The sequence below is a fragment of the Novipirellula caenicola genome (genome assembly GCF_039545035.1).
GTDB classification, from domain to species: Bacteria; Planctomycetota; Planctomycetia; order Pirellulales; family Pirellulaceae; genus Novipirellula; species Novipirellula caenicola.
The window spans coordinates 479,216-496,105 of the sequence record NZ_BAABRO010000001.1 but is presented as its reverse complement, the minus strand read 5'-3'; the positions used below and the strand labels follow the sequence as shown (position 1 = coordinate 496,105).

The following is a 16,890-nucleotide window of genomic DNA, read 5'->3' as shown; positions in this document are numbered from 1 at the left end:
GTCCGTCGGCTTCCACTCTTTGCGAATTATTCTCCAGATCACCGGCGTTCGCGTCGGCGAGTGGCTTGCTTGAGTCACCTCTCCCGAGCGGCGCTGAAGACTACGCTGGACCTCTGCCCCAACGTGAGTCACCTCTCCCGGCGAAGCTGGGAGAGGTCGAACGGGCCCTTTAGGCCTCGTTCGGGTGAGGGCCGACCGCGCAACTTAGCATGGAGTGGAACTGGACTTGCTCGGACGCCCTCACCCGAGCATCGCTGAAGGCTCTACGGGACCTCGCCCAAACTGCGTTCGGGAGAGGTGACAGAAAAAAAGCATCGCAAATAAAAATCACAACAAGCCCAAGGTTTTAGTCGTTCAGGCTGACAAACTCAAAAACACCTGCCTGCCCGTTTATTCGCTGCCCGATGGTTTGAATCCGATGCGATACAGTCGCTGGCATGCTTGGATCGCTTCTTGATTGTCTGGGTTGGCGGCAACGTTGACCGTTTCCAGCGGATCGGTGTCATGATCGTACAATTCGGTTGCAACCACCTTGTTGGTTTGCCAATCACGCCACTCGGTATAGCGATACCGAGGGGTGCGAACCGAGCGGCCCATGACAGCCGGTGCATCATTAAAATATGCCGGACGCGGATGCTGGGTATAAGCCGCCTGTTTCACCGTGGCGGTGGGATCGGCGAGAACGGGAACCAGGCTGTCGCCTTCGGCGCCATCAAGCTTGGGAAGGCCCGCCAACTCGGTCAGCGTCGGAGCGATGTCGATCAGTTCGGCAATTGCATCCGTCTTCACGCCCGGCTGTTTCATGTTTGGCGTCGAAAAAATCATCGGCACCGCGGCATCAAGCTCGAAGTTCGATGTTTTGGCCCACAGCGTTTGTTCGCCAAGATGGAAACCATGATCGGACCAGAACACGACAATCGTATTGTCTCGCATGTTTAGTGCATCCAATTCGTCAAGCACGCGGCCGACTTGAGCATCTAGGTAGCTGATCGCAGCCAAGTAGCCATGCCGCATCTCCATCACCGCGGCCGCGGAGAGTTTTCGAGGATTCTTGCCTCCAACGATTTCTTGGCTGTTATGCCATGCAATCCGCGGAGCGTCCTTGGGCCATTCGGGATTCGGCGGCGGCGACAACGCATCGCGTTCATACATATCCCAGTATTTTTTCGGAGCGTTGAACGGCGCGTGTGGCTTCCAAAAACCGACCGCGAGAAAGAATGGTTTGTCACTCGTTTTACGTTCTCGCAGTGCGTCAATCGCCATCGACGCGATACGCCCGTCAAAGTAGGCGTCGTCGGGAACGTCTCGGCATTCGCATTTGATGTCCTTGGCAAGATTCGGTGGAAGCTCGCCATCGACAATCGGTTGGTCCGATCGGTGGGTGGCAAAGTGCATCACCGCAGGCACGCTCCAGGACGCCGGATCACCTTTGAGATCATGCACCCAATTGTGATAAATCTTGCCAATGTTCTGCGTGAAATAACCGTGGTTCATGAAGTGCTTTGGCAGCGTCACCACGTCAGGCATTTGGTCGCGAAAGTGAGTCTTTAGATCCCAGATCTCAAGCGTATCCGGTCGTCGTCCCGTCATCAGTGAGGCACGCGACGGATTGCACAACGCTTGTTGGCAATAGGCATGAGTGAACAACCGACCTCGCTCGGCCAACGCATCAATGTTCGGCGTCAGCACTTCCGGATTGCCCAAACATCGCAAATCGTTGCGAAGATCGTCCGCCGCAATGAACAGCACGTTGGGGCGATCGGCCGCGTGAGCCATCAACGCTGGAAATGACAGACAACCAACCAGTAAGAAAACATAGTATTTCATCAATAATCACCTAACCTTTGTATTTGCTGTCGTTCGGAACCATCACGTCACGTTGGACAACATCGTCGGCTGCCGCACCCAATGACCCGGTGGCGATCACCAGCACGAACAAAATTGCCCAGCAATATGGTCGTTGTGCTATCGAATTGCACTGAGTCATGTCTTGCTTCTTGCCAACCAATAAATCACCGGGCGATTAATTCTATAGAGTATAGTCGATCGTAGGCGTGCCATGTCACCGCACATGCCGTTTTAAGTGTGGTGGGTTCGAGGCGCGGGAGGCACGACGGCATCGAGCCGCATGACGTAGGACTGGACTGCAAAATTTTAATGTTTGCACAATATTAGAAGAGCGAGTGTTTGTTCCGGCAAATTCCTCCGTTGCCTCTCCCCCGACGAAGTGAGGCCACCGAGTTCGTCCGTTTCATCTGCCTGCACCGCCCACGGCAGGGCAACCGTGGCAAGCCACCTCTCCCAAACGAAGTTTGGGAGAGGTCGAACGGGCCCTTTAGGCCTCGTTCGGGTGAGGGCCGTCCGCGCAACTTAGCGTGCAGTGGAACTCAACTTGCTCGGTCGCCCTCACCCGAGCATCGCTGAAGGCTCTGCTCGACCTCTCCCAAACTGCGTTTGGGAGAGGTGACAATACCAGGAATCACGATAACACCAACGTTTCCGCAGCCACGGCTAACCACCAAACGGCGTATCGGTTTCCATCCAATCATTTCTGCCTCCTGTTCTAGGCAACGTCACGGATCCACTTTTGAAAATCCTCGGGGTCAACATTGCGACCGCTGAGCACGACGACAATGTCGCCTTCACCGTCGATGTCGATTTTCCCTGACAGCAAAGCGGCGATGGTGCTTGCACCGGATGGTTCGCTGCGGAGCCCATGGTGGGTATCGATCCACTTCATCGCTTGACACGTTTCGGGGTCGGTCACGCGCACCGACGCGGTGACGCGCTCGCGAAGGATAGGCCAATTGTGCTGGCCCACGTCGTAGGACAGCAATCCATCACAGATGCTGTGGGGATGATCGACTCGGACGCGTTTTCCGGCTGCCATTGATTGAGCAAAGTCGTCGGCTCCGGACGGTTCCACGCCAATGATCTTTGCATCCGCAAACCCGTCGGCGATCGCCAACGCGTGACCGGCCATCAACCCGCCGCCGCTGACCGCACAAACAAAATGAGAAACCTCGCGTCCTTGTCGCTTCAATTCGTCGACGATTTCCAGCCCGCCGACGCCGTTGCCCGAGATGACGTCGTTGTCATCGTACGGCGACGCCTGGATCGCTTGTTCGTTCTCGGCAATTTCTCGCGTCATACGATCGCGTTGGCCGGTTTGATGATCGGTTGACTTGTCGTACGTTCGCACCTCGGCACCAAACGATCGGGTGCGAGCGAACTTGATTTTCGGTGCATCTTCGGGCATCACGATGATCACTCGCTTGCCAAAGGTCATCCCAGCGAACGCCAAACCCGAAGCAAAATTACCCGACGAGTGGGCGGCAACCGGACGATCACCAATCTGGTCCAGATGGTTCGACATCCAGTGAATCGCGCCGAGCAGTTTGAACGATCCGACCGGCGTCCATCCATAATCTTTGATCCAAACACGGCGACCCTTCTGCAGCCCGAGTTCCTTTTCCAACGCGTAAGAACGAATCAGCGGTGCAGGGGAAAGGTGTTGGCGGATGACTTTTTCGGCAGCGCGAACGTCGGTGATCGTGGCTACGGTAGGCATGGGTAGGGGAGTGGGGAGACTGGTTAGGCGAAGAAGACTTTTTCGGCGGTTCCTTTCAGTAGCCACTGCTTGTCCGATGCGGACAGGAAGTCGATGCGATCGCGTATGAGTGCGATCGAAGCCTCGTAGGTGTGTCCGTCTTCGACTTGAAACGGACAATCGCTGGCCCACATCAAACGCTCGGGACCAAAGTGCTCGGTCACTTGTTTGATCATTGGAATCAAATCGTCGTAGGGGGCCCGCTTTTTACCGAGTGCATAGAACGCAGACGTCTTGACGTGCGTGTTGGGGAAACGTGCCAAGCGACAAAGCTGGTCAAGCGAATCGCGTTCCATTTTTCCGCTGATGCCGATCCGAGCAAAGTGATCGACGACGACGGTCGTGTCGGGGTGTTTCTTGCACAACGCATCGACGTAGGGGATATCATCGGGATTGATCAGCGGACAAACGGCCAAGCCTTCGTGTGCGGCGGTCCGCCAAAGTTCATCCATGCCTGGATCGTCCACCCAATCCTTGGCGTCGCCCCGGGAATGCAATCGAAACCCTCGCATGCCTTTCTGGGCTAACGACTTCATCCGCTTGGTAAGATCGGGGCGGCGATGGTCGATCAACGCGACTCCGGAAAACACGCCTGGATTCGCTTCCATGGCGTCCAACATGTAGGCATGGTCGTATTGATAGAAACTCATCTGGATCAAGACAACACGCTGGACTCCTGCGGAACGGCAATGCTCGAACAACTGGTCAGCCGTAAAACTTTTTGGCCGCATGTCCGATTCGGAAAATTGCGAACTGATCGGGTATCGCTCGGTGTCCGGCGACCAAATGTGTACGTGGGCGTCAATCCAATTGGGTGGCACATTAGATTCGGCCACATCGACCGGTGATGCAATCGCCGTCGGACGCGCCGCTGCGATTGCAGTCGTGGCCATCACGCCACCAACAAAGGTGCGTCGAGACAACATCGTGGATGGATCGTTTTTCAATTTCGTATCCTGCATTGGTGTGTTAGCGGAATTCGGTCAGGAATCGTCGATAGATCTCCGCAGCCTGGACGACTTGGCTGCACTCAATGTACTCGATCGCCGCATGGGCTTGGTCGATGCTGCCGGGACCCAAAATCATGCTAGGGATGCCAATTGCACCAAACTTGCTGGCGTCGCTGCAAAAGGGAACTCCGATCAACGTCGCGTCCAAACCCATATCGCGAAGAATGCGGGTCATCGTTTGTGCCGCAGGCGATTGAGCGTCGGTTTCCAGCGGTCGATCGCTCAACATCGGCGGGTGCATGATCACATCCATGCCCGGATGTTCAGCAGCGACCGAGTCGACCAGTTGCTGATAATGATCCAAGACGGTTTCGCGTGTTTCGCCGGGCAACAGTCGGCGGTCAATCTCGATCTCGCAGCGGTCGGGGACAAAATTGATTTGCACACCGCCACGAACAACGCCGATATTGCACGTTGCTGGTCCAAGCAGCGGATGAGACGTGTTCGCCAACCGCAACGTGTCTTGCTGAATCGCAGTGATCACGTGCGCCATGTGCTCAATCGCATTGACACCCAAATGGGGCTTTGCCGAGTGTGCTGCCTTGCCGCGGGTTTCGATCTTCCATCGAACGAGGCCCTTGCTGGCGATCACCGGCTTCAATTCGGTGGGTTCGGCGACGATCGCCGCTTCGGCCGTCCACGGATTCCGAGGTGACGTTTCTTGATTCAAAATACTTGGGTCGACCTCACCGGGCGAAAGTGAGTTGCACAGCGCGACAACCCCACGATACGAGTACTCTTCGTCAATCGTGGCCGCAAACAAGATGTCGCATGCAGGAGTGATCGGATCCTCCACCAAACTGGCGACCGCGTGCATCATCGCAGCCATTCCGCCTTTGGTGTCACATGCACCGCGGCCGTACAGTTTGCCGTCGCGAATTTCGGGGTTCCACGGATCGATCGTCATGCCAACGGTGGATACCGTGTCCATGTGGGCTTCCAAGACGATTCGCCGCTGAGGATCGCGACCGGGAATTCGAGCAATGACGTTGGGACGGTCGGGATAGACGAGTTGCCGCCACGTTTGAATGCCGCGTTTGGCAAAGAATTGCTCGACAAAATCGGCCATCTCTGCCTCAGGAACGCCCGCTTCATAATTCGGATTGACGCTGTTGATCCGTACCAAATCCGCAAGCGTATCGATCACCGGGTGAGTGGCTACATCGTTTTCACACAGTTTTCCTTCACTCATGATCATCTCCGGCGTGGGGTGTCGGTGCGGACGCGGCATATTGCCAATGGATCTCTTTGATGGGGCCGACCACGATCAGGTAGGCAGCAATCCCGATTGCCATCACGATCGCAGCAACGTAAAAGGCGGTTTGATACGATCCGGTTTGTTCGACCGACCAACCTGCGACCAACGGCGATACCACACCGCCCATGTTGCCAACGCAGTTCTGGATGCCTGTCCAGCTTCCTGCGGCAGGACCCGCCAACGTTTGAGTCATCGCCCAGACGTTAGCGGTAAACATGCCCAAGGCGCAACATCCACCTGTGATCAGCGCGATGCAAACGCTAGCTGATGCGGCTTTGGACGCCGCGATCAATAGAGCCGCTGCGATTGCGAGCCCGCTTAAGGAGATCAATTTGCGCGCGAACGTGGCCGAGCTTCCTCGCTGGATCATCCGGTCGGCTGCCCAGCCCCAAAACACCGAAGAGGCTGCCATTGCCAGAAAGGGAAGTGCCGCCGAAACCGCAGTCTCTTTCAAATTCAAATGATGGACGTCCATCAGATAAGACGGCAGCCAAGTCAGCAAAAAGTACCAAACGTAGCCGAGTGAAAACATGCCGAGCGAGGTTCCCCAAACCGCACGATGCAAGCCGACTTGCATGATGGACGGGCGATCCGTTTGCGGCGTCGGATCGTCTTCGTGGTGGTGATGCCGAGGCCGCGAGGGGACATATCGTATCCACGGCAGCAACCAAACGATGCTGCCGACGCCAAGGGCGATGAACAGCGCACGCCAACCGAACTGATCGACCAACAATCCGCCCGCCAAGATGCTCAGCGCAGGTCCGACTTTTGTACCTGCGTCAATCAGCGAGTTGGCGGTGCCACGTTTGTGTTCGGGAAAGTTTTCGACAATCAATCGCGAGATTGCGGGATAAGCGGCACTTTCACCAAGTCCTAACAACAATCGCGCCGCCAGCAATGCCGCGAACCCGCCGACGAATCCAGTCAATGCCGTGGCGATCGTCCAGATCAGGTAGCCGCCCGCGTAGACCCATTTCACATCGTAACGATCGACCAACCATCCGGCCGGCAATTGCAGCAGTGCGTACGTCCAAAAGAAGACCGATAGCAGCAGCCCCTTCTGAGTCGGCGTCAACGAAAACTCGAGTTCGATCGCGGGGATCGCAACCGATAATGCGCCGCGATCAATGTAGTTGACCAGAATCGAGACGACGAGCAACGTTAGCAGTACCCAGCGACTGCGGCTGAGCAAGTCCGAGCGTTCGATGCGATTGATGTGAGTGTCGATAGGGATTTCCGATTCGGGAGAGAATGTGGAATAGGCTTCCAGCCTGTCATGCTGTTTTAATGACTGATTCGTGCATCGTCCAAGTTGGAAATTACAGTTTGCCCGTAGCGGAAGTCGTCAAGACTTTCGGCCGGTTTGTGTTCCCAAACGAAGTTTCCTGCGGCAAGGGGTGTATGATGGACTTCCTAGTCCGTCGTTGGTGTATGCGACGGACTAGGAAGTCCATCGTACGACTAAATCAACGGCTTGTTGATTTATTGAGCCGTGACGCGTCAGCGGCCGGGTCCCACGCACGCCCCGGTGCCTTACGGCCCACGGCTCACCCGTTGCGAATTGCGTATGGATTAAAGCAACAAGTCGTCAAGACTTTCGGCCGGTTTGTGTTCCTGAACGAAGCTTCCTGCGGTAAGTGGGGTATGGTGGACTTCCTCGTCCGTCAATGGTGTATTCGACGGACTAGGAAGTCCATCGTACGACTAAAACAACGAAACTCTTGACGAGGTCCGCTACGTTAAAAAGCATTGGCCACCTATTTTTTACTGGTTACGCGAACAGGTCGTGGACGACGTTGCCTGCGACATCGGTCAGTCGGAAATCGCGACCGGCGTGACGATACGTTAACCGCTTGTGATCGAGTCCTAGCAGGTGCAACATCGTTGCATGCAGGTCATGGATGTGGACTTTGTTCTCGGTTGCGTAGTAGCCGTATTCGTCGGTCGCACCGTATTGGATTCCGGTTTTGACACCCGCTCCGGCCATCCACATCGTGAATCCTTCGGGGTTGTGGTCGCGTCCGTCGTTTCCGGCTCCCTGGCAAGTCGGGGTGCGGCCAAATTCGCCACCCCATAACAGTAGTGTGTCTTTGAGCAACCCGCGGGCTTTCAGGTCCTTCAGCAGACCTGCGATTGGCAGATCGACTTCGGCGGCGTTCTGCGAATGTCCTTTGCGGAGATTGCCATGTTGATCCCACTGGACCTCGGTGTTGCTGTGGGTGATCTGGACAAAGCGAACGCCACGCTCGACGAACCGCCGAGCCATCAAGCATTGGCGGCCAAAGTCGGCAGTGGTTTCGTTGTCGATCCCATACAAACGGTGAGTCGCCGCCGTTTCCGCGGCAAGATCCAGAGCCTCCGGCATTTCCGTCTGCATTCGAAAAGCCAGTTCGAACGATTTGATGCGGGCTTCGAGTGCCGAATCCGGGCCCGTCGTCTCTAAAAATTCTCGGTTGAGCGACTGGGTCAGATCAAGTTGCATCCGCTGGGCCTGCAAAGACATGCGGGCGTTTTCGACAAACTTGACGGTGGCCTGATCCGACGGTTGGCTGGCGTTGCCGATCGGCGTCCCCGCGACACTCGCAGGCAAGAACGCGGATCCCCAATTCTTGGTGCCGCCGTGAGCCAAGGTGGGGCAAATGGTAATGAATCCCGGCAAATTCTCGTTCTCGGTGCCCAGTCCATACGTGACCCAGGATCCCATGCTTGGACGGACGAACACATCGCTTCCGGTGTGCAATTTCATGCTCGCGCCACCGTGCGCCGGGTTGGTGCCGTGCAGCGAATTGATGATGCACAAATCGTCGACGCACTCGGCAACGTGCGGAAATAGCTCGCTAACAGCGATACCGCTTTCGCCGTAACGTTTGAATTTCCACGGCGATCCCAACAGGTTGCTGGTCGGTGCAAACTGAACCCGCGGCTTTTCAAACGGCAACGGTTTGCCGTCGTCCTTTTGCAGCTGCGGTTTGTAGTCGAACGTATCCATGTGCGACGGACCCCCTTTCATGAACAGAAAGATGACTCGTTTCGCCCGCGGCGGGAAATGTGGCGAGGGCAGATCGGATTGGCGAGCCGTTGTGTTGGATGCACGCGTTTCATCCGCCAACAGCGATGCTAGCGCGAGCGATCCAAAACCCGCGGCGGTCGTTCGCAAAAGATGTCGTCGTGATAGGTTTGACATGTTGGAAAGGCTGCTAATGTGGGATAGGCTGCTAGCCTGTCGGTCTAAAGTTTCGTCTGTTCTCGTGAGCCACGGCCGCTACTGTAGTGGAGCTTGCTAAAGCTCCCTGTCGCTAGGAAAGACTGTTGGTTTAGTGGCATTGGGCGTGAGCCGCTGGTTAGTGGAGGTGGAAAAACATAGCCCAGCGGGCGAGACACTCTCGGTCAGTGTGCCGGCCTCCGGACTATTCGATTGTAAAAACTCCCTGTCGCCAGGGTGTGGCGGAGGATCTTTAGCAAGATCCAGTACCGAAAATCAAAGTGCATGACAGACTGGAAGCCTATCCCACGTTTAACGTAGGTATACGAATTCGCTTGAGGAAACGATTGCTTGGCAGAGGGCTTGCCATGCGAGTCGCTCGGGATCGGTGTCGCCACTGGAATCTTGTTGGAGGGCACGGAATTGGTTTAGGAAGTTGGCTGCATCGGACGATTCGGCGGCCGTCGCGGTGCGACCAAACGTTTCGAGATACAGTCGATGAATTCGCTGCTGAACGTCAGGTTGCGTTTTCAACAAACGGTCTGCGAACGACAGCGTCAATTCGGCGACCAGATCCGAATTCATCAAGAACAACGCTTGCGGCGCGATCGTGCTGGTGTTGCGGTCGCCGGTAAGCACGCTTGCATCGCTGTAATCGAACAATTGGAACATGTCGTACAGATGATTGCGAATCACTGGCACGTAAATCGATCGACGGGTCGAATCGTACTTGGAATTGTCTTGGGACGTATGATTGAAAACATACTCGCGGTTTTTGTATTGCATAATGTTGCCGCCGGTGGTGCGGTCAAGCTTTCCGCTGACCGCAAGCAATCCATCGCGGATCGCCTCGGCTTCGAGTCGACGCAGGTTGTATCGCCAATACCACTGGTTGCTTGGATCCGCGTCGGCGTTTCTAGCGTCAAAATCGCTGCTTCGCTGGTAGGTCTCGGACGTCATGATCAGCCGGTGCATCGCCTTGATCGACCAGCCTTCGTCAATAAATTTAGTGGCAAGCCAATCGAGCAATTCGGGATGCGTCGGTGGGCTGCCTTTCAATCCAAAATTGTCGACGGTTTTGACCAATCCGGTACCGAAGTGACCACGCCACAACCGGTTGACCATCACACGAGCGGTCAGTGGATGGGTTCCGCTGGTCAGCCAGCGAGCGAACTCGAGTCGGCCGCTTTGATCCGCCGGAATGGACGGTTGATCGTCAATCGCAAGCACCTCGGGCACGCGGCGAGGCACGATGTCACCAAGCGTCAGATGGCTGCCGCGAAGGTGTACCGATGTGTCGGCGATGTTTCCTTCGGTAACTCCCATCGCGGTTGGCAATTCTGGAGTCGCGTCCTGCAATTGTTTGAGTTCGTCGCGAAGCTGTTTGAGTCGACTTTGTGTTTCGGCCGAGAATCGTTTTTCAATTTCTTCCGGTTTTGTATCGGCTGCGGGCGGTGGATCGAGCTCTGCTTTGGCTTGGGCGATTTGTTCGGCAATCCGTTTCTCTTGCGCAGCGATTTGCCGTTGGTGTTGTGCAAATTGAGCCGCCTGCTCGGCCGTTTCGATCGTGTTTTCGTGCCACTTCGCGACGGTCTTGTAGCTATCCATCGTCTGGGTGCTTTTGAAAATCCCTGCCAATCCGTAATAGTCATGGTGGCTGATCGGATCAAATTTATGCGTGTGACAGCGAGCGCAACCTAGCGTTAGCCCCATGATGCTGCGACCGACCGTATCGATCTGCTCGTCGATGATATCCATCTCCATTTTGGCTTCGTCCTTCTCTGCCAAAACTTTTGGGCCCAATACTAGAAAACCGGTGGCGATCAACCGTTCGTTGCGAAGTTCGAAATCGTCGCCCGAATCGAGTAGATCGCCTGCGAGCTGTTCGACAATGAACTCGTCATAGGGTTTGTCATTGTTCAGCGAGCGGACGACATAGTCGCGGTAACGCCACGCATTGCCATGAACCACGTTCTCATCAAGTCCGTTGGAATCGGCGTAACGAGCAACGTCTAACCAGTGTCGCCCCCACCGTTCACCGTAATGAGGCGAGGCAAGCAGTCGATCGACGACGTGGGCAAATGCGTCCTCCGAATCGTCGGCGAGAAAAGCCTCGATTTCCTCCGGCGTCGGCGGCAACCCAATCAGATCAAACGTGGCTCGGCGTAGAAGTGTTCGTTTGTCCGCCCGAGGATTGGGGCGAAGCCCTTGGTCGTGCAATTTCGCTAGGACAAACGCATCGATGGGATTCGAGACGCGTTGAGTTTGATTTGCTGTAGATGCAACGAGCGAATCGTGATCGATCGCTGGAGGCATGACTTTCGTCGGCGGCTGAAATGCCCAGTGTTTGCGGCCTTGTTCGATATCGACGTCACCACGCGAGGCGACAGGACCGACGGAGTCAGAATCGGGATGCGGTGCGCCCATTTCAACCCAGCGGGCGAGGTCCGCGATTTGGATGTCGGACAGCTTTTCATCCGGCGGCATTTTTAGGTCGTTGTCTTGATAACGGACGGCGGTCACCAGCAAGCTGCGAGTGGGTTCGCCGGGAACCACCGACGGCCCTGCGAGTCCGCCGGTCAAGATGCCCGCAAGCGTATCGACGCGGAGTTCCGATTCTTGTTCGTGTTGACCATGGCACTCGTAACAATGATCGATCAACAGCGGCCGAATCTTGGACTCGAAAAAATGAATCTGCTCGGCACTTGGTTTCGCCGTTTCGCGGTCGGCAGACCAAGCTGCGTTGCCGGCGACAAACGCGATGCAAATCACAATGCTTGTCGCCAACGACAAGGCTCGACTTGGTGGGTTCGCACCGCAGACCAGGAACGATGCACGGGATGTCGATGGATACATCGTTCGTCTCCTAAAGTTTAGGGTTGCCGGCTTCGTAGATTGTTGAAATTTCGGCGTCATCCAAGGCAACACCGAACATCAAAAACTCGTCCATTCGTCCGTTGAAATTGCGGATTGCATGCGAGTTTTTGTCGACGGGACGCCCCCAATTGCACAGTTCCGCATCGCCGATTCGGAGTGGACCGTCATAATCGAGCGACGCTTCGCAGGGCACTCGTTGGCCATTGAAATAGTGCCGAACCGTTTTGCTACGTCCATCAAATACCGACGCGACATGAATCCATTGGCCCAGCCGCGTTAGATCAACCAACGGTGGTGTGTACCGCCACGCCACCCCGGCTGCTTGGCTGACCGAAAGCCCGAGTTGCCCCTGTTGGTCAAATTGCCAATGAACTTCGCCGGCGTCCCAACCGTCGGTCAGCAGCAGCGAACTGAGCAGCCGGTCCAGCCCGTCGACTCGAACCCAAGCGGCCAACGTGATCGATTCGTATTCGCCGGCAAGATGGAATCGCACTCGGTCGCTGGGGCGTTTGAAATCGAGTGCGGACTTCGCTGGCCAACGTCCTTCGGTCCACGCACAACCGATCACGGAACCGTCGGCTTGCTCGCCATCGGAGGCCTGATTTCGCAGCGTGGTCGATGAGGCATCGGGGGCGGAAAAGTCGTAATACATCAGCACGCGAGGATCGTCGCGGATTTCAGCACTCCATCGTTGCCACCGTTCAAAACTCTGTTGACGGCGTTTGTCCGTGTTTTGCTGCAATCGCGTTTCGGACGGCATTGCGATGATTGGCTTGGCGTGACGAATCGATTGCCCCTCTGCATCGACACTGATCGATTGCCCGGTGACCAATTCGTGAAGCGACGGGGCGTCGTCTGCGGCCGATGGATCGTATAGCTCCACAAGCCCGTCAAAGACGTGCACTTCGGTCGGCTCGCCTGGAGTTGTTCGGACGCCAAATTCGGTGCCAAGGTCGACGATTTTGGTTTCCGGCGTCAGTACCGTGAATCCACGGGCCGGCACGGGAACTTTTGCCCAAGCGTTGCCAGCGTGCAACATGACGTGATTCGCGTCGCGTATTTCCAGTTTCGCCGGGCCTTCGAGGGTCAAGATCGCACCACGAAAGAACTGCAATTGGACCAGGCCCGATTCCAGATGGAGCGTCGCATTGGAGGCGACGGAATCACCAACGCGATAGATGGTATCGCCGAGCCAGACGACGTCGGCCACTTGGTTGAGCAGTGCGACCGAATTGTCGACAGGCTCGTCGGCGACCGCCGCAGGGGAAACGTGAACCAATTGGGGCTCGACCGTTCCGGAATGTCGGCCGGTCCACATGCCGGCCCAGAACGCGATCATTACGCTGGCGGCAATCGCGGCGGCGGCAAACGGGGCCCAACGCCGCAGCTGCTCGCGGGCGACGCGTAGAGTGGAGCGATCGAGCACGCTGTGCAAAAAGTCAAACTTTTGTGATTCAGCATCAAGCCGCTGTTCCAATTGATGCGTGAACTGGTCGCCGGCACGATCGTCGCGAACGACCATTGCCAAGCCTTCGTCCATCTCGACGTGTTCGCGATAACACTGGCGACGCGATGGGTCGCTTGCGAGCTCGCGAGCCAATCGGTCGATGTCGGCGTCGCTGAGATCACCATCAAACAGACGTGCTAGTGTTTCGTCGAAGTCATGTTCGCTCATCGTGCCCCTTCCGTTAAACGTGTTTCCACGCATGTTCGCAGCAGACCACGAAGACGCGAGAGTGCTTGGCGAACGGCGGCAGGTGTCATGTCGGTTTCGTTGGCTAATTGGGAAGCGTTTTGACCCCGTTGATAGCGGCCATCGACCAACGCACGGCCATGTCGGGGAAGGCCCTCGACGCAGCTTCGCAGCGCGGCGAACCAATCTTCGGACCACGCCGCGGTTGCCGGTTCGTCGGACAACGCCAGCATCGCTTCGCTGATCGAAGCGTTGACCACCCGCCGTCGGCGCGACGATTTGCGCAGCTCGTTTCGGACTAAATTGCGAGCGATCGATCGCAGCCAAGGACCCGCTTGCTCGACGTCCTCGAGCGTATCAATTCGCTCGTAGGCAACGACAAACGCATCCTGGGCCAGATCATCGACCGCGTCCGGCATCGCACCAAGCATCCGAATGAACATGCGAAGTCGAGCTTGGTGTTCGAGCACGAGTTTGGCAAATTCATTTCGTTGCATTGGTCACGTTCCTTTCGCTAATACCATGTCGCCAGAACCGCCCGTGTGACACCCAAAAGTAAAAAAACGCAATTCTATGGAGCCAGCTAACCCAATCCCAACAAGTAAGTCATCCCCCACGCAATCGCCACAAAGCCAGAGCAACGCAGCCCATCACGTCATTTTTGAAGCAGCGTTCTCGTCGTTTTCCCCAGCAAACCATAACCCGTCGCGTCAGCAAGGGACCGAGTCAAGATCGAGATTTTCCTCGCTTACACGTCTTCAACTTGCGAGTTTCGATGTTCTCCCGGCCAACCGCCCAGCCATTTGCCTTGCCGAAGTCCAATGGGCCAGGTTTTTTATTCGTCTCATCCGTCATTACGCAAGTCCGAACACAGGAGGCGTCTGCCCCCCGGCAGAGCCCCGGATTCGCTCGCCGGGCCACGCGGCAGCGAATCTGGAGGCTTCGCGTGGTTTAGGACGTTACTTCCAATCCACGCGCCCCGCGAAGGGCGCGACCCAAGCACTTTCGAGGCGACGCAACTTGGCGAAGTTTCAATCCACGCGCCCCGTGAAGGGCGCGACTACGCAACGCCGCCGGCCTGGTGGTCGACTGATCGCGTTTCAATCCACGCGCCCCGTGAAGGGCGCGACGTTTCCCTTGCAAAAAGCGAACGAGCGAACGAGAGGTTTCAATCCACGCGCCCCGTGAAGGGTGCGACAAAGCGGGGACAATATCGAGGTTCTTTTCTTATGTTTCAATCCACGCGCCCCGTGAAGGGCGCGACGACGAACGGAGCTAAACAATTGATTAAGCAAGCAGTTTCAATCCACGCGCCCCGTGAAGGGCGCGACCCAAGCGTCAGTATGTACTCGTCCCGATCGGCGAGTTTCAATCCACGCGCCCCGTGAAGGGCGCGACCGAGCGAGATGCGTCCAGCGTCTACAGCATCTGGTTTCAATCCACGCGCCCCGTGAAGGGCGCGACCCGCCTTGGTTTTCGCCGGCGGAACCATCATCGCGTTTCAATCCACGCGCCCCGTGAAGGGCGCGACCTCGCACGGTGCGTTTGCCACGTGTGACGTCGTAGTTTCAATCCACGCGCCCCGTGAAGGGCGCGACTCGGCCGAGCGGAAGATAGGAACGAAGCCGAGCGCGGTTTCAATCCACGCGCCCCGTGAAGGGCGCGACTCGGAACCTCGCGTGCAGCCGTTCATGTTTGACGTTTCAATCCACGCGCCCCGTGAAGGGCGCGACCGCCTATTTTCGAAGTATTGCCGGACCTCGCTGTGTTTCAATCCACGCGCCCCGTGAAGGGCGCGACCCTTGCTCGTGTTCAGGTTGCCGCGGCTTGCGTGGTTTCAATCCACGCGCCCCGTGAAGGGCGCGACGACGAGCGCTACCACTGCGGCACCAGCCAACAAGTTTCAATCCACGCGCCCCGTGAAGGGCGCGACCCCGAACGATCTCGACTTGGGATTTGGCTAAGTGGTTTCAATCCACGCGCCCCGTGAAGGGCGCGACTTGAGCAACTCCTGCTTGACGTTCGTTTCAAGCAGTTTCAATCCACGCGCCCCGTGAAGGGCGCGACTCGAACATCGATGCACGTCACGGCGTCCAGTCCCGCGTTTCAATCCACGCGCCCCGTGAAGGGCGCGACGCTTGCGTGATCGTCACGACGTGGTTTTGGCGTTCGCGTTTCAATCCACGCGCCCCGTGAAGGGCGCGACAAGCCATCACCTTGTAGACGTCGCCATTCTGATAGTTTCAATCCACGCGCCCCGTGAAGGGCGCGACGCGGCTCGAGCGTGAAATGTTCTTAGCCATTGACGTTTCAATCCACGCGCCCCGTGAAGGGCGCGACATGCAGACACTTGAATTGCGCGAATCGGCGAAGGCGTTTCAATCCACGCGCCCCGTGAAGGGCGCGACGCTTTTTGCCGAACTTGCGGGATCGGCACTTGCGTTTCAATCCACGCGCCCCGTGAAGGGCGCGACCTCGGTGTGTAATCAACCTGCAACGGGCTGCCATGTTTCAATCCACGCGCCCCGTGAAGGGCGCGACGACGGTTGAGTCGGTGGACGGCGATGATGTCACTCTGTTTCAATCCACGCGCCCCGTGAAGGGCGCGACCGACCTCACGCAGCTGGCATCGCAGCTACGAAGGGGTTTCAATCCACGCGCCCCGTGAAGGGCGCGACGAGGGATCTATTACAACGTCGACCAGGTTCACTGGTTTCAATCCACGCGCCCCGTGAAGGGCGCGACCCGAGCCCGAGCCAGTTCCCGAGCCGGTGAAGGTTTCAATCCACGCGCCCCGTGAAGGGCGCGACACGGTGTACGGCCCCCAGTCGCTGCTGCCAAAGCTTGTTTCAATCCACGCGCCCCGTGAAGGGCGCGACATCACGGGCCAAAGCGAGCCACCGTCGATCGAGGTTTCAATCCACGCGCCCCGTGAAGGGCGCGACACCACACCAGGTGATCGAATGATTACGCGAAAAGGTTTCAATCCACGCGCCCCGTGAAGGGCGCGACGTTGATCCTGCGAACGCTGGTGATCAGCGTCGTTTGTTTCAATCCACGCGCCCCGTGAAGGGCGCGACTGACGCAGCCCCGCGTGATCGTTGAACCACTCGTGTTTCAATCCACGCGCCCCGTGAAGGGCGCGACACACCGCCTCCGCCAACTGCACCACCTCCGCTGAGTTTCAATCCACGCGCCCCGTGAAGGGCGCGACAATGCTTCCAGAGCTTGAGGAAACCG

Annotated in this window: 9 protein-coding genes and 1 CRISPR repeat array (1 of these 10 running past the window's edge); all 9 genes read right to left on the bottom strand. The window is 57.1% G+C overall.

What is annotated here, in order from left to right:
* Nucleotides 1–390: 390 nt before the first annotated feature.
* Nucleotides 391–1,827 (bottom strand): sulfatase, encoded by a 1,437-nt coding sequence (locus ABEA92_RS01770; RefSeq protein ID WP_345682074.1) that lies wholly within the window; start codon nt 1,825–1,827, stop codon nt 391–393.
* A gap of 736 nt (nt 1,828–2,563) precedes the next feature.
* Nucleotides 2,564–3,571 (bottom strand): threonine ammonia-lyase, encoded by a 1,008-nt coding sequence (locus tag ABEA92_RS01765; RefSeq protein ID WP_345682073.1) that lies wholly within the window; start codon nt 3,569–3,571, stop codon nt 2,564–2,566.
* A gap of 23 nt (nt 3,572–3,594) precedes the next feature.
* Complete coding sequence (locus ABEA92_RS01760) at nt 3,595–4,536, bottom strand: amidohydrolase family protein (RefSeq protein WP_345682072.1); 942 nt, start codon at nt 4,534–4,536, stop codon at nt 3,595–3,597.
* Between the two features lie 43 nt (nt 4,537–4,579).
* A complete protein-coding gene (locus ABEA92_RS01755; RefSeq protein ID WP_345682071.1) occupies nt 4,580–5,812 on the bottom strand; it encodes a M20 family metallopeptidase in 1,233 nt (410 codons plus the stop codon).
* Nucleotides 5,805–7,070 carry an MFS transporter gene (locus tag ABEA92_RS01750; protein WP_345682070.1) on the bottom strand — a complete coding sequence of 422 codons (1,266 nt, stop codon included), beginning with the start codon at nt 7,068–7,070 and terminating at the stop codon, nt 5,805–5,807. The genes ABEA92_RS01755 and ABEA92_RS01750 overlap by 8 nt, the downstream gene beginning before the upstream one ends.
* A 579-nt stretch (nt 7,071–7,649) precedes the next feature.
* Nucleotides 7,650–9,062 (bottom strand): DUF1501 domain-containing protein, encoded by a 1,413-nt coding sequence (locus ABEA92_RS01745; protein WP_345682069.1) that lies wholly within the window; start codon nt 9,060–9,062, stop codon nt 7,650–7,652.
* Between the two features lie 330 nt (nt 9,063–9,392).
* Complete coding sequence (locus ABEA92_RS01740; RefSeq protein ID WP_345682068.1) at nt 9,393–11,936, bottom strand: DUF1553 domain-containing protein; 2,544 nt, start codon at nt 11,934–11,936, stop codon at nt 9,393–9,395.
* A gap of 10 nt (nt 11,937–11,946) precedes the next feature.
* Complete coding sequence (locus tag ABEA92_RS01735) at nt 11,947–13,632, bottom strand: LamG-like jellyroll fold domain-containing protein (RefSeq protein WP_345682067.1); 1,686 nt, start codon at nt 13,630–13,632, stop codon at nt 11,947–11,949.
* Entirely contained in the window at nt 13,629–14,147 is a 519-nt protein-coding gene (locus tag ABEA92_RS01730; RefSeq protein WP_345682066.1) for a sigma-70 family RNA polymerase sigma factor, read from the bottom strand. Before ABEA92_RS01730 ends, ABEA92_RS01735 begins: the two co-directional genes overlap by 4 nt.
* Nucleotides 14,148–14,612: 465 nt before the next feature.
* Nucleotides 14,613–16,890: direct repeats of the CRISPR family, unit length 33 nt; unit sequence GTTTCAATCCACGCGCCCCGTGAAGGGCGCGAC; it runs 651 nt beyond the window's last position.